The 22619-nt window shown below is 61.9% G+C and carries 20 protein-coding genes; 10 read left to right on the forward strand and 10 right to left on the reverse strand.

What is annotated here, in order from left to right; translation table 11 throughout:
* Nucleotides 1–192: 192 nt before the first annotated feature.
* From BV911_RS04780 to BV911_RS04815, 8 genes are all read right to left on the reverse strand, one after another.
* Nucleotides 193–1992, reverse strand: a complete 1800-nt coding sequence (locus tag BV911_RS04780; RefSeq protein WP_086052451.1) for a BatD family protein — start codon at nt 1990–1992, stop codon at nt 193–195.
* Nucleotides 1993–2003: 11 nt separating this feature from the next.
* Nucleotides 2004–3896: a VWA domain-containing protein gene (locus tag BV911_RS04785; protein ID WP_086052452.1), complete on the reverse strand. Its 1893-nt coding sequence runs from the start codon at nt 3894–3896 to the stop codon at nt 2004–2006.
* Complete coding sequence (locus BV911_RS04790; RefSeq protein WP_086052453.1) at nt 3893–4906, reverse strand: VWA domain-containing protein; 1014 nt, start codon at nt 4904–4906, stop codon at nt 3893–3895. The genes BV911_RS04785 and BV911_RS04790 overlap by 4 nt, the downstream gene beginning before the upstream one ends.
* A complete protein-coding gene (locus BV911_RS04795) occupies nt 4903–5394 on the reverse strand; it encodes a DUF4381 domain-containing protein (RefSeq protein WP_086052454.1) in 492 nt (163 codons plus the stop codon). The genes BV911_RS04790 and BV911_RS04795 overlap by 4 nt, the downstream gene beginning before the upstream one ends.
* Nucleotides 5391–6350 carry a DUF58 domain-containing protein gene (locus BV911_RS04800; protein ID WP_086052455.1) on the reverse strand — a complete coding sequence of 320 codons (960 nt, stop codon included), beginning with the start codon at nt 6348–6350 and terminating at the stop codon, nt 5391–5393. The genes BV911_RS04795 and BV911_RS04800 overlap by 4 nt, the downstream gene beginning before the upstream one ends.
* Before the next feature lie 26 nt (nt 6351–6376).
* Nucleotides 6377–7360 (reverse strand): MoxR family ATPase, encoded by a 984-nt coding sequence (locus tag BV911_RS04805; RefSeq protein WP_086052509.1) that lies wholly within the window; start codon nt 7358–7360, stop codon nt 6377–6379.
* 78 nt (nt 7361–7438) lie between these two features.
* Nucleotides 7439–8857, reverse strand: coding sequence for a HAMP domain-containing sensor histidine kinase (locus tag BV911_RS04810; protein WP_086052456.1), 1419 nt, complete (start codon nt 8855–8857; stop codon nt 7439–7441).
* Entirely contained in the window at nt 8854–9525 is a 672-nt protein-coding gene (locus BV911_RS04815) for a response regulator transcription factor (RefSeq protein ID WP_086052457.1), read from the reverse strand. The genes BV911_RS04810 and BV911_RS04815 overlap by 4 nt, the downstream gene beginning before the upstream one ends.
* 242 nt (nt 9526–9767) lie before the next feature.
* On the opposite strand from BV911_RS04815, the gene BV911_RS04820 reads away from it, so the two are divergent.
* Complete coding sequence (locus BV911_RS04820) at nt 9768–10424, forward strand: YfdX family protein (RefSeq protein WP_086052458.1); 657 nt, start codon at nt 9768–9770, stop codon at nt 10422–10424.
* Between the two features lie 155 nt (nt 10425–10579).
* On the opposite strand, the gene BV911_RS04825 is transcribed toward BV911_RS04820, so the two are convergent.
* Nucleotides 10580–11725 (reverse strand): alpha-D-ribose 1-methylphosphonate 5-triphosphate diphosphatase, encoded by a 1146-nt coding sequence (locus BV911_RS04825; RefSeq protein ID WP_086052510.1) that lies wholly within the window; start codon nt 11723–11725, stop codon nt 10580–10582.
* 52 nt (nt 11726–11777) lie between these two features.
* Here BV911_RS04825 and BV911_RS04830 point away from each other — a divergent pair, with 52 nt between their 5' ends.
* From BV911_RS04830 to BV911_RS04840, 3 genes are all read left to right on the forward strand, one after another.
* Nucleotides 11778–12461 carry a DUF1045 domain-containing protein gene (locus BV911_RS04830; protein ID WP_086052459.1) on the forward strand — a complete coding sequence of 228 codons (684 nt, stop codon included), beginning with the start codon at nt 11778–11780 and terminating at the stop codon, nt 12459–12461.
* Between the two features lie 87 nt (nt 12462–12548).
* Nucleotides 12549–13508, forward strand: a complete 960-nt coding sequence (locus BV911_RS04835; protein ID WP_086052460.1) for a magnesium transporter CorA family protein — start codon at nt 12549–12551, stop codon at nt 13506–13508.
* A 113-nt stretch (nt 13509–13621) separates the two neighbouring features.
* On the forward strand, nt 13622–14785 hold the full coding sequence (locus BV911_RS04840; protein ID WP_086052461.1) for a pyridoxal phosphate-dependent aminotransferase: 1164 nt from the start codon (nt 13622–13624) through the stop codon (nt 14783–14785).
* On the opposite strand, the gene BV911_RS04845 is transcribed toward BV911_RS04840, so the two are convergent.
* Complete coding sequence (locus BV911_RS04845; RefSeq protein WP_086052462.1) at nt 14769–15512, reverse strand: GntR family transcriptional regulator; 744 nt, start codon at nt 15510–15512, stop codon at nt 14769–14771. The genes BV911_RS04840 and BV911_RS04845 overlap by 17 nt on opposite strands.
* 184 nt (nt 15513–15696) lie before the next feature.
* Here BV911_RS04845 and BV911_RS04850 point away from each other — a divergent pair, with 184 nt between their 5' ends.
* The 6 genes from BV911_RS04850 (at nt 15697) to BV911_RS04875 (ending at nt 22611) form a co-directional block, all read left to right on the forward strand.
* On the forward strand, nt 15697–16719 hold the full coding sequence (locus BV911_RS04850) for a TRAP transporter substrate-binding protein (RefSeq protein WP_086052463.1): 1023 nt from the start codon (nt 15697–15699) through the stop codon (nt 16717–16719).
* A gap of 73 nt (nt 16720–16792) precedes the next feature.
* Nucleotides 16793–17572 (forward strand): TRAP transporter small permease subunit, encoded by a 780-nt coding sequence (locus tag BV911_RS04855; protein ID WP_086052464.1) that lies wholly within the window; start codon nt 16793–16795, stop codon nt 17570–17572.
* Between the two features lie 4 nt (nt 17573–17576).
* A complete protein-coding gene (locus tag BV911_RS04860; RefSeq protein ID WP_086052465.1) occupies nt 17577–19172 on the forward strand; it encodes a TRAP transporter large permease subunit in 1596 nt (531 codons plus the stop codon).
* A 30-nt stretch (nt 19173–19202) separates the two neighbouring features.
* Entirely contained in the window at nt 19203–20693 is a 1491-nt protein-coding gene (locus BV911_RS04865) for a UxaA family hydrolase (protein ID WP_086052466.1), read from the forward strand.
* Nucleotides 20694–20774: 81 nt separating this feature from the next.
* Entirely contained in the window at nt 20775–21662 is an 888-nt protein-coding gene (locus tag BV911_RS04870; protein WP_086052467.1) for an NAD(P)-dependent oxidoreductase, read from the forward strand.
* Between the two features lie 34 nt (nt 21663–21696).
* Nucleotides 21697–22611 carry a DMT family transporter gene (locus BV911_RS04875; protein ID WP_086052468.1) on the forward strand — a complete coding sequence of 305 codons (915 nt, stop codon included), beginning with the start codon at nt 21697–21699 and terminating at the stop codon, nt 22609–22611.
* Nucleotides 22612–22619: the final 8 nt, after the last annotated feature.

Raw genomic sequence — 22619 nt, forward strand, 5'->3', positions numbered from 1 at the left:
GCGAACGATCCCGCGTCACTGGCCGCCACCGCTGCGCTGCTTTCTCTGGTCAAGATAGGGTAGTCGGGACAGAGGCCGCGATCAAGGCATCGCGCCGATGTCGATTCTGATCGCGCCAAAGACATGACTAATCGATATTATGACAAATAACTGCGCTTTTATGCTGGTCCCAAGCCGTCGCCCGGGTCTGGTTTAACCTGCCATGGTTGTGCTGTCCGTGCGATAAAGCGGTCCCAGTTTTGGGCCCGAACGTTTCCGGCCTCGCACGATCTTGGCGGCCTGTTTGTCGGCCCGGCGCAGACAGGTCACGAAGGTGTCCGGGCTCCAGCCTGCGGTTGGGGCCGCGTCATCGGCAAAGGCATTGCGTTCAAGCACGGCCCAAGATTTGGCAAGGTCGGGATACCGAGCTTGCAAATCGTTGCTCTGTCCGGTTGCTGTGGTGCCTTCGGCCATCAGCCAAGCTTGTGCCGCCGCATAAAGCGCCTGCACGTTGCCCGATCTCGCGGCCATGTCGGCTTGGCGCAAGGCTTGGGCGCGGCGCTCTGGATTGCTTGGGCGGCGGTCACTTGACGGTGCCTGCCGTGCCCGCAACGCCTTGATCCCAAACAGTGCCCCGATTGCCGCCGCAAGGACCCCGGCGGCAATCAGCCGCTTGTGCAGCAGTGACATGGCTGGCGGAAGCGTCTCAACCGTGGTGGGTTCCACCGCCGTCATCTCGGGCGTCGGCGCAAGTGGTGCAGCGGGACCAAGAACTTCAATGCGTTGGGCGGGCAGTACTGCGGTTTGTTGGGTTTCCGTGTCCGTATTGAACCAATTCAACCGAATTTCTGGCAGGGTAACGCTGCCGCCTTGGGTCGGGACGACGGAATAGCGGAACTCTCGAATTGCGGCATTGCTGTCGCCAGCGCGGACAGTCCGGGCATCGCTGTCGTCCAGATAGATGCGCACCCCGTCGACGGCACCGATGTCCAGATCAGGAAGCTGCACACCGGTGGCCCCGATGGCAAGAACCTGAATGACCCGTGTGACGGCTTCGCCTGCCGTGAAGGTCGGCGATTGCGGCTCCCACTGCGCGCTGATCTGGACGGCTTTGGCCGGCAGAAACCAGCCCGGCTCTGTCGAGGGATCGGCTTTGATCTTCAGCGTCAATGGCTCCGAGCGGACCGTCACCTCGGTGCCGCGCCCCATGATTGCGGCAAGCGGGTCGGCCATCATCCCGGCAAACGGCGAATTTGCAAACGGGGAACCGCCCGGCATCGCTTGGAACGGGCCGCCCGTGAACCGCCCGCGCCCAGCCGGATCGTCAATAACCGCATTCAAACGGATGGGCGGCAGGGTCAAGGTGCCGCTGGTTTGCGCCCGCAACAGGTAGTCACGCTCCACAGTAACAATGGGCGCGCCATTTTCGCTGCCATGCTCGATCCGATCTGGGCCGTTGGGACTGAGCAGGAAGTCACGGCTGTCCGGCACGACAATTTCGGCGCTCTGCAAGCTGGTCTTGCTGGTGACCCGCAAGGTGATCGGAATTTCCTGCTGGACATAGTAGTTCCCCGGTGCAGCCGTGACCGAGATCTCGGGCGCTCCAGCTACAACGCTTTCCGGCATGTCGGCAGGATCGCGCACGTCGATCTCAATAGCAGCACTGCTGGCGGACCCGGCATAGAGTTCCGGGATGGTCAGGGTGCCGCGCGATTTGGGCCGCAGGGTGATCAGCCAGACCAAGCGCTCTGAGCGGTCGCCATTGACGATCCGGGTCTGCCGGGATTGCCCGGTCGCCACCACCTCGAAGTCCGCACGCAAGGGTGCCAGATCAGGTGCGGCGGTCAATTCAGCCGCATCACCGCCCAGCATCAACTGAAGGGTGTCGCCGTCTGCAACCTGCTGCGTCGTGACGCTGGCGTCGAGACCGGCAGCCCCGACCAGACCGGGCGCCGCCAAGGCGACCGCGAAGACAAGGCCGATCAGGCCAGACGCTGGCATCCATCGGGTCATTTGTACGCTCCTCACTGGCGTGTCCCGCGCAGGCGGGAGTAGTGGTCCCGGATACGGGCGCGCAGCAATCCGCTCGGATCGTCCGGCACCCGGCGCAACTGTTGTTCTGCGGCCTGATCAAGAACAGCCGCGCCGGACGTGTTCCCTTGCGATGCTTCGGCGGGATTTGCGGGGTCGCCGACGTCAAGCTGCGCGTCCATCTGGTCTGAAAAGGTGTCTTCCATCGGTTGCTCGTCCCCGGCCTCGTCGGTGTCTGTCTCTTCGGGTTGGCCGGGCGGATCAGCAGGCTCGGACTCGGCGCCGTCTTGATCTGGCTCGGCGTCGGGGTCTTGTTGGTCGCCATCGTCGTTGTCGTCTTGTTCGGATGCCGGTTGCCCGTCCGCGTCCTGAGGCTGACCTTCTGATGGCTCGCCGCCGCCGCTGTTTTCGTCACTGGGTTGGCCATCCTGACCCTGCTGCGGATCCTGTTTGCCGTCGTTTTGCTGCGATGGATCGTCTTGGTCCGATTGCTGCTGGTCTTGTTGCTGCTGCTGTTGCTCCAACAGCGCCGCCACGATGTCGCGATTGAACTGGGCATCGGCATCGTCGGGCGCCGCAGCAAGATAAGCGTCATAGGCTGCCAGCGCGTCTTCCAAGGCCCCCGATTTGGCAAGGGCCGTGGCCTGATTATAGCTCTCTGCGGCAAAGGCTTCGGCTGCCGGGCCAAATTGACCGGCCCGATAATAGGCACCGCCCGCCCGCTCTGGGGATGTAAACAGGTCCACCGCCGCGTCGAAGTCTCCGTGGTCGAAGGCCTGTTGGGCCTGTTGATCGCGGGTCTGCCAAAAATCGGCCCAGATCCCGGCCTGCGCCCCTGTGGGCTGCAACCCGGCCCACAGGCCGCCCGCTAACAGCACCATCAGCAGCCCGCGCCGAAACGCCAGCGGCGCAAGCAGCACCGGAATAAGCAGCCCCAAGAACCCAAGATCAAGCCACGTGTCACTGGTCCGATCGGACCGGTCCCCGGCGGTGTTCATGCGGTCGCCAAGATCTGGAAAGACGGTGTCCAGATCGCGATCTGTGGCCGAGATCGGAGCATAGGTGCCGCCACCGGCCTCAGCCAGCGCGACCAAGGCGTCGGTGTCCAACTCGACCCGGACGTCCTGCCCGGTCTCGGTCTGAATCGCCCGACCTTCGGCGGTTTGCAGCCGCGCACCGGCCTCTGTTCCCACGCCCAACACATTGACGGAATATCCCGCCGCGCGCGCCCGGCGGACGGCAGCAAGACTGGCGCCCTCGTCTTGTCCGGCATCGTCAGCCAGCACCACGATCCGGCCCGACGGCGCCCCGGCACGCTGCAACAGCGCGGTGGCCTCGTCGATCGCCAGATCAAGACGATTGCCCAGCACGGGCATCAAGCTGGTCGATAGCTCTGGCAGCATCTGATGGATCACCGCGCTGTCATCGGTCAGCGGCGCCGCGACGAAGGGCCGGTCGGAATAAATGACCAATCCAGTATCGTCGCCATGGCTGCGGTCCAAGATGTCGCGCAGCTTGTGACCGGCGCGGCTCAGGCGGCTGGGCACCAAATCGGTGCCGTTCATCGATTGCGCCAAACTGAGCACGATCACAGAGGGTGTGCCGCCTTGCCAGGTGGGGGTCGGCACCTTCAGCCATGTTGGTCCGGCCATGCCCAGAACCGCAGATAGCAGACCGACCGCAAAGGCCCGGCTCATCCACCGCGCGCGCTGTGCGCCCTGCCCCGAAATCGCCAGAGACGACAGCAGATGGGCGTCGACCAATCCGGCCCATTCCGAGCGGCCGCTCTGCTGGGTGCGCCGGAACGCGGCCGCGATCAGCACCGCCGCAGGGATCAACGCCAACAGCCATTCCGGCCGCAAGAAGTGAAAAGACCCCATGATCATGAGATGGTCTCCGGTTTGCGGGCCAACCGGACGAGGCCCAGTTGTGCAACCGCCATCAGCGCGGTCAAACCAAGCGCCAGTCCCAATGGCCAGTGAAACAGCGACACCGCTGGCCGGGTGAATTGCGGCAGGTCGGCCACCGGTTCGATCTGATCGATCTGGCGATAAATGCTGGCCAGTCCGCGAACATCCGTGGCGCGGAAATACTGCCCCCCGGTCTGCTCGGCGATCCCGGTCAGCGTCTCTTCATCCAAGCCCTGTGACGGGTTGACGATTTGGCGGCCAAAGCGGCCATTGACCTGCATGTGCTCGGCCCCGACCCCGATGGTATAAATTCGCACCCCCAGATTGCTGGCCAAGGTCGCCGCTTCAAGCGGCTGCATCACGCCCGCATTGTTTGCGCCATCGGTCAACAGGATCAGCACCCGGTCCTCAGAGGGCCGATCCTTGAGACGCTTGATCGCAATGGCAATCGCGTCCCCAATGGCGGTTTCGGTGCCGGTCAAACCGACCTGAGCGTCATCCAGCAGATCGCGCACCACGTCGCGGTCCGGGGTGAGCGGCGCCTGAACATAGGCGCGGTCGCTGAACAGGATCAGACCGATGCGGTCACCGACGCGGCGCGAGATAAAGTCGTCGGCGGCCTCTTTCACCACATCCAGACGATTGGCGATCCGACCATTCGAGGCAAAATCCTCGCGCCCCATACTGCCGGACAGGTCGATCGCAATCATGATATCACGGCCTTCGGCAGGCAGCGCCACTTGTGGGCCGACCAGCGCTGGCCGGGCAAGGGCCGCGACCAGCAGCACCCAGATAACTGTGGCGGTCGCCAGCCGCAGCCAACTTGCGGCGCTGCGCGTTGCCAAACGCTGGCGATCGCCGGAAAGCTGCGCGAAAAACGGCACCCGAAGCGCCCCGTCCGGGGTCGGTGCCAGCGGTTTCGTGCCAAAGCGCACCAGCAGTGGCAGAAGTAGCGCGGCAAAGGCCCAAGGCCAAAGAAAGGTCATCGGCTGTTCCTTCGGATCCAGCGGGCGCTGTCGGATAGCGCCGTGTTCAAAAGCGCGGCGTCTGCCGGGGTGCGGTCCGCGGTTTCGGGGGCATAAGGGGCCTGCGCCAGAAATTCTGCGACCTCTTCCGGCAACCCGGCCTCGCCGCGGGTCAATTCGCGGGCCCAAGCTTCACTGGTCAATCCGGGGACGGCGGACCTGCGGGTGGTATGAAGCCCGACGCGGCGCAGCAGCACGGCCAGATCGATGGCAATGCCATGGGCCGGTGCGCCAGCGGCCAGTCGGCGTTTTAGGTCGGCCAATTCAATCAGCGCAAGCCGGCGAAGACTGCGGCGATACTGCCAATAGGCATAGATCAGCCCGCCCATTGCCAAGACACCTAGAGCCAACACAACCCACCAGCCGATGGCAAGCGGCCACCACCCCACCGGATCGGGCAGCCGGATGTCGCGAAGCTTGTCCAGTTCTGCGATCATGTCCGGGGTCATGCCGCGCCTCGTGCCTGACTGTGGCCCGGTCTTGCCGTGCCACGGGGGCGCAGGATGGAGGTCGGCTCATCCAAGGTCGACACCGGCACAAAGGCCAGACCGCGTTTGCGGGTCAGCGTCTCGAGCATCTCGCGCCGGGCTTGAAACGCAGCGGTGTGGCCCATCCGACCCGCTTTCCCGATCCGGTCCACAGCCAAAAGGCGGCTGCCGTCGCTCAGGCGCCCGCCCTTGTCCGGCAACCGGGTTTCCATTGGATCGCTGACAAACAGCAAGGTCACATGCGCCCGCCGCGCCAACCGTTGAATTTCGGTCTGCATCTGGGCCTCGCGGTCCGAAAAGTCACTGATGACAAAGGCCAGTGTGCCGGGGCGGCAGACATGGCGCATCTTGCGCAGGGCCAGATGTAGCGCCGGTTCGTCCGTCGTCGGCGCGTCTTCGGGACCGGGCATCCGGCTGGCATCGCTGATCGCATGCAGAAAGGTCAGCAGCGCGGTGCGGGTCCGCGCCGCCGGGAACTCGGTCACGCCGGAGGCGGTCAGAACAAAGCCGCCCACCCGGTCGCCGCCATCATGGCCAACCCAAGCCAGCAGCGCGGCCAGTTCTCCGGCCAAACAGGACTTGAACCGCTTGCGGGTGCCGAACCGCATCATGGTGCGCAGGTCGAGCAGGATAAAGACCGGGCGTTCCCGCTCTTCATGGAACATCTTGGTATGCACATCGGTTGACCGCGCCGTCAGCCGCCAGTCGATGGTCTTTAGATCGTCACCCGGTTGATAGGTCCGGCTTTCGGCATATTCCATCCCGCGCCCGAAAAACACCGACCGGTTCGCGCCCCACAAATGCGTGCGCACCCGGCCACCGGGGGCAAAGCCGGTAACCGCGCGGTCGGGCCGCAGACGGATCAAGGCGGACGGGCTCAGTTCGATCCCGGGCAAGAAGTCGGAAGCGTGCGTCATCTGGGGTCTTTCTCGGATGGATTGGATCAGCTGACCGGCACGCGTTGCAGCAATTCGGTGATCAAGCTGTCCTTGGTGATGCCGTCGGCTTCGGCCTCGAAGGTCAGGATCAACCGGTGCCGCAGAACGTCATGCACGACCGCCTGCACATCCATCGGCGTGGCAAAGGTCGCCCCCCGCATCCAGGCATGGACCCGGGTACAGCGATCCAGCGCGATGGTGCCACGCGGGCTGGCCCCAAAGGCAATCATCTCGGCCAGATCCTCGCCATATTGCGCCGGGGCGCGGGTGGCGAAAATCAAATGCAGCATGTAGCTTTCCAAGGCTTCCGAGACATGAACATTCAATGCTTCGCGCCGTGCTGCAAAAATCATCTCGGGCGTGACCGGGTTATGCGCCACTTTCGGCTGGCCAAGGGCTTCGCCGCGCACAATCGCCAGAATCTCGCGTTCGGCGGCCATATCGGGATAGCCGATTTTGACATGCAGCAAGAACCGGTCAAGCTGCGCTTCGGGCAGCGGATAGGTCCCCTCTTGTTCGATCGGGTTTTGGGTTGCCATCACCATGAACAGCTCTGGCAGCGGATAGGTTGTGCCGCCAACGGTGATCTGACGCTCGGCCATCGCCTCCAGAAGCGCTGATTGCACTTTCGCCGGGGCGCGGTTGATTTCATCCGCGAGGATCAGGTGATGAAACAACGGGCCGGGCTGAAATGAGAAGGTGCCATGTTCGGGACGGTAGACCTCGGTGCCAGTCAAATCGCCCGGCAACAGATCCGGGGTGAACTGGATCCGCTTTTCGTCACATTCGATGGCCTGCGACAGGGTCACAATCGCCTTGGTCTTGGCCAGACCCGGCGCGCCCTCGACCAGAATATGGCCGTCGGCAAACAGCGCCAGCAACAGGCGGTCCACAAAGCCGGGTTGCCCCACGATCGCGTCGTTGATCTGGGCCCGCAGGCTGTCGGCAATGGCATGGGCCGCAAAAGCGGCGGGCTTATTTTCTAGCATCAGAACGGCCTCGTCAGGATGGAATGGCAGCATCATGGGGTTTACATAGGGTGAGTTTACCCAGACCTGCGATCAAGGTTACAAATCTTCAATTTTTGCGGAAATCGGCGCGGACGCGGTTGGGACACTGGCAGGGTCCGGCTGAACCTCTGCGAAGGTGATCTCGACCCGCAGGCCTGGCCCGTTGTCCAGCAGTACCGCTTTGGTCTGGTGCAGGGCCGCGATACTGGCCACAAGGCTCAGCCCCAAGCCATTGCCCGGCGTGGTGCGACTGCGATCCAAACGATAGAGCCGCCGCAGAACCCGGTCCCGTTCAACCGCGGGGATGCCCGGGCCGTCATCGGCCACCCAAAGGCAAATGCTCTGGCCGTGGTGGCGCAAGCCGACCTCAATCCGCGCCCCGGCATCGGTATGGCGCAGGGCGTTTTCGATCAGATTGGCCAGCACCTGTCCTAGTAGATTGCGATCACCCCAAACCCGCAATGACGGGGCGTCGGGCGCTATGAACACCAGATGCTGGCCCTTGTCGCTGGCCGAGGGCTCATAGATCTCGCAAAAGGTTCGGGCTAATTCCACCAGATCGACGGCGCGAAACTGATTGCGCGGCGATCCGGTCTCAATCTGGGCGATCTGCAACAGCGAATGGAACACGGACACGACCCCGTCCAACTGGTCGGTCGCCTTTTCAAGAAGCACGACGGCTCGGTCCGGCAAATCGTCTTGCCGCAACAGATCATCCAGATGCACCGCCACCCGCTGGATCGGGGTTTTCAGATCATGGGCAATATCCGACGACACTTGCCGGATCGCCGCAACCGAGGTTTCCTGCGCCTCGGCCATCTGGTCCAGCTTCTCGCCGATCCGCGCCAGATCATCCGACCAGCCCCGGGTGGGCCCGACCCGGGCCGCAAGATTGCCGCTGGTCAACTGGTCCAGCGTCTTGCCGATGATCCGAACCTGCCGTGCACTGCGCCGCGCCAGATACAGCCCCCCCGACAGCGCGATCAGGATGGTGGGGACCAAGCTGAGTGCCAAAATATTGAGAAACACATCGCGCAGCGCATCAATTTCGCCGCGGCTGCGCGCCACCGTCAACTGTCCGCCCCATAGCGACGCGGTTAGCGACAAGAACCGGCCATCGATCTCGGCATTGCCTTGGGTGACCGAGACAATACGATACCCGTCATCATCGCGGGCAATCATGGCATTGCCAAAATGCCCAAGGCCCGGCGCACTATAACTCAGCACCATGCGGGCGGGGTCGGTTTCGCGGGCTTCGGCTTCGACCAGCGCGGCAAGGGCGGCCGCCGTCGGGGCGGCGCGAAACCCGGCCATGTCCTGCATCAGATCGGCGCGCATCGCCTGATCAAACGACCGCTGGGTGACCACATAACTGGCCGCCAGACTGATCAGACTGACCACCGAAAACAGCGCCACCAACCCCATCGCAAGGCGGAATGGCATGGAGCGCAGCAACGCCATCAACCGATCACTCACGCATCAATGCGGTATCCCGCCCCCCGGATGGTGCGGATCAGTTCCGTGTCGAACGGCTTGTCGATCTTGGCCCGCAAGCGGCTGATATGGGTTTCCACCACATTGGTCATCGGATCAAAGCTGATGTCCCAGATCGCTTCCAGCAGCATGGTGCGGGTCTGCACCCGGCCTTTGCGGCGCAGCAGATGTTCCAGCAAGGCAAATTCCCGGGGCAGCAGATCGATCTTCTGCCCTGCCCGTGTCACCTCGCGGGCGATCAGATCCATGGACAGATCACCGGCGCTGAGGATCGTCTCTTGCTCCAACGCCTGCGGGCGCCGGGCCAGTGCGGCCACCCGGGCCGACAGTTCCCCGAACGCAAATGGCTTGACCAGATAATCGTCGCCACCCGAATTTAAGCCCAGAATGCGGTCCTCGACACTGCCGAGCGAGGTCAGGAACAGCACCGGTGTCTTGTTGCCCGCGCCGCGCAGGGTCTTCACCAAGGTGATCCCGTCAATCTCCGGCAGCATCCGGTCCACAACCATCACGTCATAGGTTGTCGACGTCGCTTGGATCAGCGCGTCCCGTCCACTTGTGACCAGATCAACGGTCTGTCCTTCTTCACGCAAGCCCCGCGCGATGTAGGATCCGGTTGTCTCGTCGTCTTCCACCACTAAAAGCTTCATGTGTCCTCGGTCTATGTCGGTCCGAACCCGATGGGCCAGTCCAACGCCATGCAGATTACAGAGTATCCTCTGGAACATTACAGTTCTGCAAGCTGGGCGTCGACGTGGTGTTCCGCCCCGCAGGCACCCGAAAAGCGGGCCCCATTTTGCGGCTAACAAATATGTAATCCGACCGACAGGCATGCGTCAGGCTGGCCCCTCAAATGGTTGATTGTGATTTACCAGACCCAAGGAGCTGACCCATGAAGCCGATTTCGACCCTGCGCCGCGTGGCCTTTGCAACCCTGATCGCCTCGTCCGCCGCTGCGCCCATGGCCCTGTTTGCCGCCGAGCCGGCCACGACCCAAGCTGCGGCCAGCACCTATTCGACCCAGACCGGAATGTTGAAAACCGCCGAAGAGGCGCTTGTTGCTATCTCCAGCATCCATTCTGCCCGTCTGGCCCTGTTTAACAATGAACTGGACACCGCCAAGACTGACCTGAGCGCTGCGAAGACCGCCCTTGAGGCCGCCAAAGCAGATGCCGCTGATAAAATGATGCGCGACTTTCAGGCTGCGGATAACACCGGCTTCTACCTGCCGTTCGATCTGAATATGGCCCTGTCGGAAACCTTCGTGCCAACGCCTGACGATCAGGTGGCCCTGCAAAAGGCAGCGGAACTGTTCCAGACCGAAGCGGCAGATGAAGCCATTGAGGTCCTGCGCGTGGCCTCCATCGATCTGCAGGTTTCGGCGGCGCTGCTGCCCTATGACAGCACCGTGCAAAACCTCGAGGCCGCCATCGGCAACATTGAGGCCGGAAAGTATTTCGAGGCCAACATCGATCTCAAAGCGGTCGAGGACTCGGTGATCGTGCGCGACTTCTCCATCGACGCCGTCCCGGCCCAAGGCAACACCTGATCCATCTGAGGGTGCGGCGGACGTCCGGCTGCCGCAGTGTCTGGACCCGCGCCTTGCGCCCGGGTCCGTAGGTCACCCGGATCAGTGCCGCGGCGGGGCTGATCCGGCGCAAGAGTGGGGCCCAGAACCGGGCGCCACTCTTGCTGTATTGATCGTCAGGCCACCTGACGTCCGTCGCACCACACGCCGCGCAAGGCCGGGGTGGTTCCGCTGGTCCGAAAGCGGATCAGATCCGCCCGCAGCCCCGGGGCCAGACGTCCGCGATCGGTCAGCCCGACCCGGTCTGCCGGGGTTGCGGTGACCGTGGCGATCCCCCGCGCCATGTTGCCCCAAATGGCACCAAGGATCACCCCGCCCATCAGCAACGACGCGGGGACATAATCTGACGACAGAATATCCACCAACCCCTGCTCGGCCAACGACTTGGCCGCGATATTGCCAGAATGCGATCCGCCCCGAACAAGGTTGGGACCGCCCATGATGACGGCAATGCCCGCCGCGCGGCACGCCTCGGCCGCCTCTTGCGTGGTTGGGAATTCTGCCACCCTGACCCCGTGGACCTTTGATGTTGCAACCTGCGCCGCCGTCGTGTCGTCATGACTGGCCAACGTGGCGCCAAACCGGGATGCAGCCGCCACGGCAGCCGCTTCATGGCGCGCCCCCAGCCGCTGCTGCAACCCTTCCAGATAGCGCACGTACTCTTCAAATTTGGCTTGGGTCATGCCATTCTTGCCAAGGACATAGGCGGCGAACTTCGACACATCCCGGTATTGGCGCTGGCCCGGTGTATGATCCATCAAACTGACGATCCCGACCCGGTCGCTTGGGCCGAACTCATCCAGTTCCTCAATCAGGGTTTCCGAGCAAATCTCGGCCCGCAGATGCAAATGATGGCGGATTTTTAAGATGCCGGTCTCGCGGATCGCCAAAATCTCATCGGCAATGCCCCGGGCATATTTGCCATAGCCGGCCGACGGGTTCGACAGGACCGATCCGACCCGGATCGCATCGAAGACGGTGGTGATGCCGGTGCTGGCCAATTCGGCATCATGGGCGACAATCGCGGCCTGATGCGGCCAGTCCACACCCGGACGCGGCGCGATATGGCGTTCCAGATTGTCGGTATGCAACTCAATCAGCCCCGGCGCCAGAAAGTCGCCGTCGCAATCTACCGCGCCGCGCGGCACCGTCGTCCCGGTGGTGATGTCGTGAATTGCCCCGTCCCGGACCAGCACTTGGCCGCGCAAGGTTTCATCGCCAAGAACCAGCGTCGCATTGGCGAGAAGCAGATCCTGTGTCATGTCAGGCGTACCTTGTTCCAAAGCTTTGTGTCTGTCGCCGGAGACTTCCAACATGTTCAGCCGATATGCAATCTATGTCACGCCTCCACCGGGGATTTTTGCCGATTTGGGGGCGCAATGGCTGGGCTGGGATGCGGCAACGGCCCAGACCTGCCCGCATCCCGAAATGCCCGGCGCATTGGACCAGATCACCGCGCAGCCGCGCCGTTACGGACTGCATGGCACGATGAAACCGCCGTTTCGGCTGGCGCCGGGGTTTGACCTTGCCGATCTGATCCGCGCCACGGATGCGTTTTGCGCCAGCCAGTCGGCACTGACCCTTGGCCCGCTGGTGCCGCGCGAGATCGGCCAGTTTCTGGCGTTGGTCCCGAGCGGCGATACCGCGGCGCTGGACGCGCTTGCTGCGGCGACGGTGGCCGCGCTGGACCCGTTCCGCGCCCCGGCCACCGCGGCGGATCTGGCCCGCCGCCGCGCCAACGCGACCCTGACCCCGGCGCAGGATCAATTGCTGATCCAATGGGGCTATCCCTATGTGATGGAGGAATTCCGCTTCCACCTTACCCTAACCGGGTCATGCGATGCCGCAAAACGCGCCGCGCTGGTGCCGCAGATTCATCACCATTTTGCCCCGGTCCTTGACGTGCCGTTCCGGGTTGGCGACCTGACGATCCTTGGCGAGGATGCCGAGGGCCGGTTCCGTCATCTGCATCGCGCGGTGCTGGCTGGTCCGGCGTGACGCGCCCCTCGTAGAACGAGGGGTGGACCCCAGATGCAAGCGGTATAGACAGCCGCAAGTCTAGTTGTTTCCCGGGGGCCGAACATTATGCTCTATTCCTATCTCACTGTGGACGGTCACCTAGAGGTTCAACCGCCGGAGGCACCGCTTGCGGACGCGATCTGGATTGATCTTCTGTCGCCCCTGCCGCAACAGGTTGCGCGCGTCGATGCCTTGGGGGTCGATGTGCCCTCCCGGCAAGAGATGGAAGAGATCGAACTGTCCAATCGGCTCTATCATGACGACAATGCCATCTACATGACCGTGATGCTGCCCGGCATGTCCCATGACAAAAAGCCGACCTCTGGCCCGGTGACGCTGATTCTGACCGCCCAGACCCTTGTGACGGTGCGCCATCATTCCCCGACACCGTTTGACACCTTCGCGCAGCATTCGGGGCGGTCGGCGGCGGGATGCACCACATCCGGCCGGGTATTGCTGGGATTAACCGAAGAAATCATTGGCCGCCTCGCCGATTTGATGGAAGGCATCGGCAAGACCCTTGATGATGTCGGTCATCACACTTTCGATCTGGATGTCACCCAGCGCCCGGATGATCTGCGCGCCTGCCTGACCGATATCGGACGGCAGGGCGAACGCTTGAACAACGTCCGCCTTGGCCTGCTGACCATGGAACGCGCCCTCAGCCATTTCAGCCAGTTGCCCCATGTGAAGGCCGAGGGCAAATCCCTGCCCAAGCTGGTGGCCGCCCAATTGCGCGATATTGAGGCGCTGGGGGTCCATGCCGATTTCCTGTCCCAGCGGATCGGTTTATCCACTGACACCACCCTCGGGATGATCAATCTTGCACAGAACAGCACCGCACGGATCCTCTCGGTCGTGGCGACGCTGTTCATGCCGCCGACGTTGCTATCGTCGATCTATGGGATGAATTTCGTCAACATGCCGGAGCTGCAATCAGAATGGGGCTACCCGGTGATGCTGTTGACCATGCTGATCTCGGCGCTTGGAACGTACCGATTTTTCAAGTGGAAAGGCTGGCTCTGACGCCGGACCAGCCGCGCTCCACGCGGTGCCGCGCCGATTGTCGCCTTGACCTTGCCGCCTCTGCACCGCCATGACAGGCACAGGAACAGATATTGCCGGGAGGGCAAAAGACCATGGTGCGACTGGCACAAAACCTTGACCGTCTGGGAACAGAATCCGCCTTCGAGGTTCTGGCCCGGGCGCAGAAGCTGGCCGCCTCAGGCCGCGACATCATCAATCTCGGGATTGGCCAGCCGGATTTCCGCACCCCTGAGCATATTGTCGAGGCCGGGATCAAAGCGCTGCGCGACGGCCATCACGGCTATACCCCTGCCAACGGCCTGCCGGTTCTGCGCGAAGCCGTTGCCGCCGATTTGGAACGGCGCCACGGTGCGGCCGTCAATCCCGACAATGTGGTGGTGGTGCCGGGCGGCAAACCCACCATGTTCTTCGCGATCCTGATGCTGGGCGAGCCCGGTGCCGAGATCATGTATCCCAATCCGGGCTTTCCGATCTATGAATCGGTCATTCGCTACAGCGGCGCGACCCCGGTGCCGATCCGGCTGTCCGAGGATCGCGGCTTTGCCTTTAATGCGGATGAGGTGCTGGCTCAGATCACCCCGGCCACCCGCCTGATCATCATCAACAGCCCGGCCAACCCGACCGGCGGCGTCACCCCCAAGGCTGAAATCGACAAGCTGGTGGCGGGGCTGATGGATCATCCCGACGTCGTGCTAATGTCGGACGAGATTTATAGCCAGATGCTCTATGGGGATCGGGTCCATACCAGCCTGTTGCAATACCCCGAAATCCGCGATCGCCTGATCCTGCTGGATGGCTGGTCCAAGACCTATGCCATGACCGGCTGGCGCCTTGGCTATGCGGTTTGGCCTGATGCGATGGTGGCGCATGTCACCCGTCTGTGTATCAACGACCACTCCTGCGTCAACGCGGCGGCGCAATATGCTGGTCTGGCCGCCTTGACCGGGCCGCAAGACGAAGCCCGCGCCATGGTCGCCGAGTTTGACATCCGCCGCAGCGCCATCGTCTCTGCCCTGAATGACCTGCCGGGGGTGCGCTGTGCGGATGCGGCGGGGGCCTTCTATGCGTTTCCGAATATCGAAGGCACCGGCATGACCTCGCGTGAGGCGCAAGACCGCTTCTTGAATGAGGTCGGGGTTGCCACCGTCGCGGGCACCAGCTTTGGTGCCTATGGTGAAGGCTATCTGCGGTTTTCCTATGCCAACAGCCTAGAGAACATCCAGACCGCCATCGCGCGGATCAAGACCTGTCTGTAACCGGACGGGCCAGGGCGGCGGGCTGTTTGACCGCCGCCATATCGTCTCGGAGGGAATAGAACTCTCGGGTCTTTGGCATCAGATTTTCAAGGTGGACCCGAATGGCGGTGCCTGTCGCCTCGGGGTGCCGGGCCAGCAACCCATCCAGAATGGCGCCATGTTGCAAGATCACCCGCTGGCGATTGCGCCGCCGTCGACCGTTCAGAAACCGAGTGCGCCACAACCGGCCCAGATAGGCCGCGTGGGTCCGCGCCAGCGCAGGATTATGGGCTGCAAGGGCAATGGCCCGGTGAAAATCCATGTCGATCTCGAACAGAACCAACGGGTCCGCCTGATCATAGGCCGCAACCAAGCGCTTGTTGATCGCCACCAGCGCCGCCAGATCCGCGTCCGAGGCATTGCGACACGCCAATTCGCCCGACAGCACTTCCAGCGCGATGATCACCTCCAGATCGTCCGAGGTTTCCTGAAGCGACGGATTGGCGATGATCGGGCTGCGCGATGGCCGCAGAATGATCAGCCCCTCTTGGGCAAGAATGCGGATCGCTTCCCGCATCGGGGTGCGGCTAACCCCCATCTCTTCGGCATTGTCCCGTTCCTTGACAGCGGAACCCGGTTCCAAAACCCCTAGCAGGATGTTGCGGCGCAGGTCGTTCGCAATCTTCCGCGCCAACGTACCCGCCGGCGGGTCAGTGGAGGTCAGACCAGTGTCAAGATCATGGGCCATGCGCGCCGGTGCGCCTCTAAAGTTTCTGTGCCTTTGAAGTTTCGGGATTTGGTATACCAAAACTGTTTGCTTGTCGATACAGAGTTGGTTAGCGTCCCAACACGAGCGGGAGGAAGCTGCTCTAAAAACAGCGCGAACCGCGCCATGATAAAACGACGTTTCGGCGTCGATAGGGAGGAAATAAATGCAACTCACTCGCGTGATGACGTCGGTGGCCGCCTTGGCGACAACCGCATTTTTGGGGTCTGCGGCACTGGCGCAGGAATTCACCCTGCGCTTGCAATCCCATTATGCACCGGAAACCACCTCGGGCAAATTGGCCCAGCAATTCATCGACGACGTTCAGGTAATGTCGCAAGACCGCGTGAAGATCGAAATGTTCTGGTCGTCCTCGGTTGTGAAATCGGTCGAAGGCTTTGATGCCGCCGCCTCGGGCATTTTGGACGGCGAAATGCATGGCGGCGCCTATCAGACTGGCAAAAATCCGGCCTTTCAGTTCGTCGGCGACATCATGGGCGGCTATGACACGCCGTGGCAGCAATATGCTTGGCTCTATAATGGCGGCAAAGAAGTCGCGAACGAGCTGTACAATCAATACGGCATGGAGCTGATCGGTTGGTGGATCTACGGTCAGGAATCACTGGCCTCGACCAAGCCGCTTGCAGGCCCGGAAGACCTGAAAGATTGGAAGTTCCGCTCGCCCCCCGGTCTTGAGACCGAGATTTTTGCAAATCTGGGCGCCAAGCCGATCGTGATGGATTTCACCGAAATCTTTACGGCGCTGGAAACCGGCATTATCGACGGGGCCGATGCCTCGGGTCTGGCCAACAATGTGGGTCTGGGTCTGTATGACATCGCCACCGCGGCGACCTATCCCGGCTTCCACTCGATGCCGTCCGACCACCTGACCATCAACAAGAACGTCTGGGACGGCCTGCCGGAAGACATTCAGCGCATCATCGATGTGGCGATGCAAAAGCTGGCCTTCCAGACCGCTTTGACCTTTGAGGTTGCCAATAACGAAGCCGCCGCCATGCTGCGCGAACAGGGCGTCACCCTGTACGAATGGTCGGCCGAAGACCGCGCCATCTTCCGCAAGGCCGCACAGGATTCCTGGCAGGTTTGGGCTGACAAAACACCCGAAGCCCGGGCCTTGGTGGACAGCCACGTGGCCTTCCTCAACAAGCTTGGCCTGATCTCTAATTGATCACCAGCACGTCGTGGGCCGGCATCCAGACCGGGTGCCGGCCCCTTTCCTCAGCTCGGACGAGGCTTCTGTCATGCAAAGCTCCAGCAGACCCGATGGTATTCTCTGGCCATTGGCCTTCATTCTGTGTCTCGGCTACACAGTCTGGTACTTTCCAAGGCTGATCATCGTCGCGGGACTGGCCAACGATAATCTTACCTCGCAATACACCGCCGCCGGACCCATCGACTATCTGGTCTTGGCCGGTGTGCTGATCGCGCTGTTTTTCGGGGTCAAGACCGCCCATGCCACATCCGGCGAACTGGAGGCTGTCAATCTGGTCGACCGGATCAGCCTGTTTCTGGGCCGGGTCACCATGGTGCTGATCGTCATTCTGGTGTCGATCATGTTCTACGAGGTGATGTTGCGCTATGTCTTCGAAGAGCCGACGCTCTGGGCGAACGAGCTGTCGCTCTGGCTGGCCGGGTTCATCTTTCTGCTGTCGGGCCTCTATGCCATGCAGCAACGCAACCATATCCGCATTTACCTGCTCTATGATGTCCTGCCCCGGTCGCTGCAACGGGTCTGTGACACGGTTTCCACCCTGTTGATCGCCATCTTCGCCATCTGTCTGATCTGGGGCGGCTACAACGAAGCGCTGGCCAAATTCCTGCGCTGGGAGACCTTCGGCACCGCCTTCGACCCACCCATCCCGGCAACCATGAAACCAATGATCCTGATCGGAATGCTGATCGTCGCGCTTCAGGCGATCGCCAATCTGATTGCGGACTGGTCCAAGGAAGCTGTCGTTCACGCCGTTGTCGATGAAGATGAAATCGACGACATCATCCACTCTGTCGGGGGGGAAAAGTAGACCCATGTTCGATACCGGAACAATCTCTCTCGTTCTTTTGCTGGGCATGCTGTTGCTGCTCGCCATCGGGATGCCCCTTGCCTTCGCTTCCGCCGCCCTCGCGGTTGGCGTGTTGTTCATGAAATTCGGCCCGGACTTCCTGTTCGGCAATTTCGGCACCGGCCCCCTCAACATCCTCGCGCAGCGGGTCTATGGCCTGATGACCGACTACGTGTTGATCTCAATCCCGTTATTTATCTTCATGGCTAATTTACTCGAACGATCGGGCATCGCCAAAGAGATGTACAACTCGCTGAACATCTGGCTCAGCGGCACCCGTGGCGGCATCGCCATCGTCACCTCGATCATGGCCGTGATCATGGCGGCCATGTCTGGGATCATCGGCGGCGAGGTGGTCCTGCTGGGGCTGATCGCCCTGCCCCAGATGTTGCGGCTTGGCTATAACCAAAACCTCGCCATCGGGACGATCTGCGCCTCAGGCTCGCTTGGCACCATGATCCCGCCCTCCATCGTGCTGATCATCTATGGCCTGATCACCGAAACCTCGATCAAGGCCCTGTTCACCGCCAGCTTCCTGCCCGGCTTCATCCTCGCCAGCTTCTTCATCATCTATATCGTGGTGCGGACCCAGCTGAACCCCTCACTCGCGCCACTGCCCGAGCCGATCCCGGGCGAACCGCGCGGTGGTCAGAAAGGCATCCTGTTTGCCGCCTTCATGACCGTCATCGCCAGCGGCTTCTGTGCAGCCCTGTTCCTGCGGGCGCTGTTCTTCACCGTCACCGGCCAAAACGCCGAGGCCGTCGGCGTCGACCGCATCGCCCTTGGCACCCCCGACGACGCGATGACCTTCGGCATCGCCTTGGCGGTGATGATCGCGGCGCTGTTGTTCCTCTTCGGACGGGCCCGTACCGCAAAAGCCTGGAGCATGGGGAAAGGCCTCGTGGCCCCCATGGTCGTGATCGGCGTTGTGCTTGGCTCAATCTATGGCGGCATTACCGGCATCACCGAAGCGGCCGGCATGGGCGTGATCGCGGTGGCTGTGATCGCCCTGATGCGCGGGGAAATGTCCGTCACCCTGATGTGGGACAGCCTGAAACGGACCCTGAAATCCACCGGCACGATCATCTGGGTCACCATTGGCGCCACCGCGCTGGCCGGAGCCTATACCATTGCTGGCGGTCCAACCTATATCGCCAACCTGATCATCGGGGCTGAATTGCCGACCATGGGCATCATCCTGATCATGATGCTGATCTTCCTGTTCATGGGCGCGCTGATGGATTGGGTCGGCATCGTCCTGTTGATCATGCCGGTGTTCCTGCCGATCGTGCTGCGCCTGCCGGTGGAAGAACTAGGCCTGTTCGGTACGTTGGAAAAATCGCATGTGGCGATTTGGTTCGGCGTGGTGTTCTGTATGAACATGCAAGTCAGCTTCCTATCACCGCCATTCGGGCCCGCCGCCTTCTATTTGAAATCCGTGGCCCCGGCGCATATCTCTCTGACAGACATCTTCAAAGGCTTCCTGCCCTTCATCGGCATTCAGCTTTTGGCCCTGTCGCTTCTGCTGATTTGGCCGCCACTGATCGCTGTCTTCCTGTAACCTGTCCTAAACTTAGAACCGAGAATGCCCATGACTACGCTTCGCCTGTCCCCGGATGACAATGTCGTCACAGCCATCCGCCCTTTGGAGGTCGGTGACGGCGGAGCGCTGGCCCTGATCCCCCGCGGCCATAAGATGGCGGCAGAGGCCATCGCCAAAGGCGCACCGGTGGTCAAATATGCGCAGGTGATCGGCTATGCCGCCGCCGACATCGCCGCGGGTGAGCATGTGCATTCGCATAATCTTGAGTTTAGGAACGTCACGCAATCCTATGATTTTTCAACAAATCTTAGACCTGCCGCGGTGCCTGCGACCCAAGACACGTTCCAAGGCTACCGCCGGGCGGATGGCCGCATCGGCACCCGGAATACCATCGCGGTTCTGACCAGCGTCAACTGCTCGGCCACCGCGGCGCGGATGATCGCGGCGCATTTCACCGCCGAACGGTTGGCCGACTATCCCAATGTGGACGGGGTCACTGCCTTCGTTCACGGCACCGGCTGCGGCATGGCCGATGATGGCGACGGGTTCGCGGCGCTGCAACGCACCATGTGGGGCTATGCCCGTAATCCCAATGTCGGCGGCGTGTTGATGGCCGGTCTTGGCTGCGAGGTGAACCAGATCGACTGGCTGGTCGAGGCCTATGGCCTGACCCCGGGGCCGCTGTTTCAATCCATGAACATTCAGGATGTGGGCGGTCTGGCCAAGACCGTTGCCCTTGGCATCAAAAAGATCGAGGCCATGCTGCCCCTCGTCAACGCCACAACCCGCAGCACCTGTCCGGCCTCGGCCCTGATGGTCGGCCTGCAATGCGGCGGCTCGGACGCCATGTCCGGGATCACCGCCAATCCGGCGCTTGGCTATGCCTGCGATCTTCTGGTGGCTCAAGGCGGCACCGGGGTTTTGGCTGAAACCCCGGAAATCTATGGTGCCGAACATCTGCTGACCCGCCGCGCCGTGTCGCCGGAAGTGGGGGAAAAACTGGTCGCGCTGATCCGATGGTGGGAAGATTACACCAAGCGCAACAAAGGCTCGATGGACAACAACCCAAGCCCCGGCAACAAAAAAGGCGGGCTGACCACCATCTTGGAAAAGTCGCTCGGGGCCGCAGCCAAAGGCGGCACCACGCCGTTGACCGGTGTCTACAAATATGCCGAACCGGTCACCACCCCCGGCTTCGTGTTCATGGACAGCCCCGGCTACGATCCGGCCTCTGTGACCGGTCAGATCGCTTCGGGGTGCAACCTGATCGCCTTCACCACCGGTCGCGGTTCGGCCTTCGGCGCAAAGCCTGCGCCGTCGCTGAAGATCGCGACCAACACGGACATGTATACGCGGATGACCGACGACATGGACATCAACGCGGGCCGCATCCTGACCGACGGTGCCACCGTCGAAGAGGTCGGGCGCGAGATCTATCAGACGCTGCTGCGGGTGGCCTCGGGCGAGCAGACAAAATCCGAAGCCCAAGGTCTGGGCGACTACGAATTCGTCCCTTGGCAGATCGGCGCCGTAATGTGACACTGGCCAAGACCTATGGGCCGAGGCTAGATAGGCTTTGGCCCGTGCCCACCGCACACGAGTAATTTTTGAGGTACACCTATGACGAAACCTACCATTGGCTTCATTGGCCTCGGCCTGATGGGCGCGGCTATGGTCGGGCGACTTCAGGACAAGGGCTATTCCCTGACCGTCCTTGGCAACCGGTCGCGCACGGCCGTAGATGCCGCCGTGGCGCGGGGCGCGGGCGAAGCCCAGACCGCAGCCGCACTGGCCGCTGTGTCGGACATTGTGATGATCTGTGTCGACACCACGGCCAGCGTCGAATCCCGCATCTATGGCAAAGACGGCGTTTTGGATGGCCTGAAGCCAGACACAATCGTGATCGACTTTGGCACCTCGCTGCCCGCGTCAAGCCTTAAGATCGGCGAAGAAGTCGCTAAGAAACAAGGGTTTTTCCTGGACGCTCCGCTGGGCCGCACGCCGTCCCACGCCAAAGACGGCAAGCTGAACATCATGTGCGGCGGCGCGCCGGAAGCCTATGAGCGGATCAAGCCGGTCCTGGATGATCTGGGCGAGAATATCTTTCACGTCGGTCCGCTTGGCTCTGGTCACAAGCTGAAGCTGATCAACAACTTCTTCGCCATGACCACAGCCTGCGCCATGTCCGAGGCCTTCGCTATGGCCGACAAGGCGGGTCTGCCGCGTCAAGGGCTCTATGACGTGATGTCCGCTGGCCCGCTACGGTCCGGCATGATGGATTTCGTCAAGAACTATGCCACGGACGGTCAGATTGACTTGGCCTTCTCGGTGCGCAACGCCAACAAAGATGTGGGCTATTACCGCCAGATGGCCGAGGAATTGGGCGTGATGTCCCGGATGGCGGGCAGCGCCAGCGCCACCCTCGCCGAGGCTGTCGATCAGGATTTCGGCGATCACATGGTGCCGGAAATGGTTGATTTCCTGTCGCGGAAGTTCTCGGACGCATGACCACTCGACCTCTGTCTGGCCTGCGGCGTCACTGATGCGCAGCGCACGTCCGCGCGAAGATCGCCTAACCCTTGGTGTGCTGATGATGGTCGGTGCAGCCCTGTGCTTCACCGCCATCGACACATCGGCCAAGTGGTTGATATTGGCAGGCTTGCCCGCGCTGCAAGTGGCCTTCGCCCGTTATGCGGGGCACTTTCTGATCTCTTTGGTGGTGTTCTTGCCGAACGAAGGCTTGCGGGCCTTCCATTCGAACCGGCCAGTCCTGCAATTTCTGCGCGGGCTGTTTCTGCTGTTCAGCACCCTGCTGAATTTCGTGGCGCTGACCTATCTGCCGATCACCTTGACGACGACCATCATGTTCGCCGTGCCTTTGGTGGTGTCGCTGCTATCCGTGCCGATGTTGGGCGAAAAAGTCGGGCCACGGCGGCTGTCTGCCGTGGGGATCGGGTTTGTCGGCGTCATCGTGGCAGTACAGCCTTGGGGGGCCGAATTTCACCCCGCCATGATCTTCTCCCTCGGCGCGTTGTGCTGTGCAGCGCTGTATTTCCTGCTGACCCGTATGTTGGCCGGGATCGAAAGCAACGATACCAGCCAATTATGGACCAGCGGCATTGCGACCCTCGCCCTGTTTCCGTTTGTCATTCTGCACTGGGAATGGCCCGACACCTTGACCGGCTATGTCGTGATGACGGTGATTGGCCTGTTTGGCATCGTTGGCCATTCCGTGGCCAATATCGCGCATCGCTTTGCCGATGCCTCGATCCTGTCACCGGTGGTATATGTGCAACTGGTCTATGCAACGCTGGCCGGTCTGCTGATCTTTGGCACGCCGCCAACGATGTGGACCGTGGTCGGTGCGCTGATCATCGTCGGTTCAGGCATCTATATCTGGATGCGGGAACGGACCTTGGCCCGCGATAGGACCGCCGCCAATATATCGACGGATTAACGTGAAGA

Source organism: Pseudoruegeria sp. SK021 (assembly GCF_002119405.1).
Lineage (GTDB): Bacteria > Pseudomonadota > Alphaproteobacteria > Rhodobacterales > Rhodobacteraceae > Meridianimarinicoccus.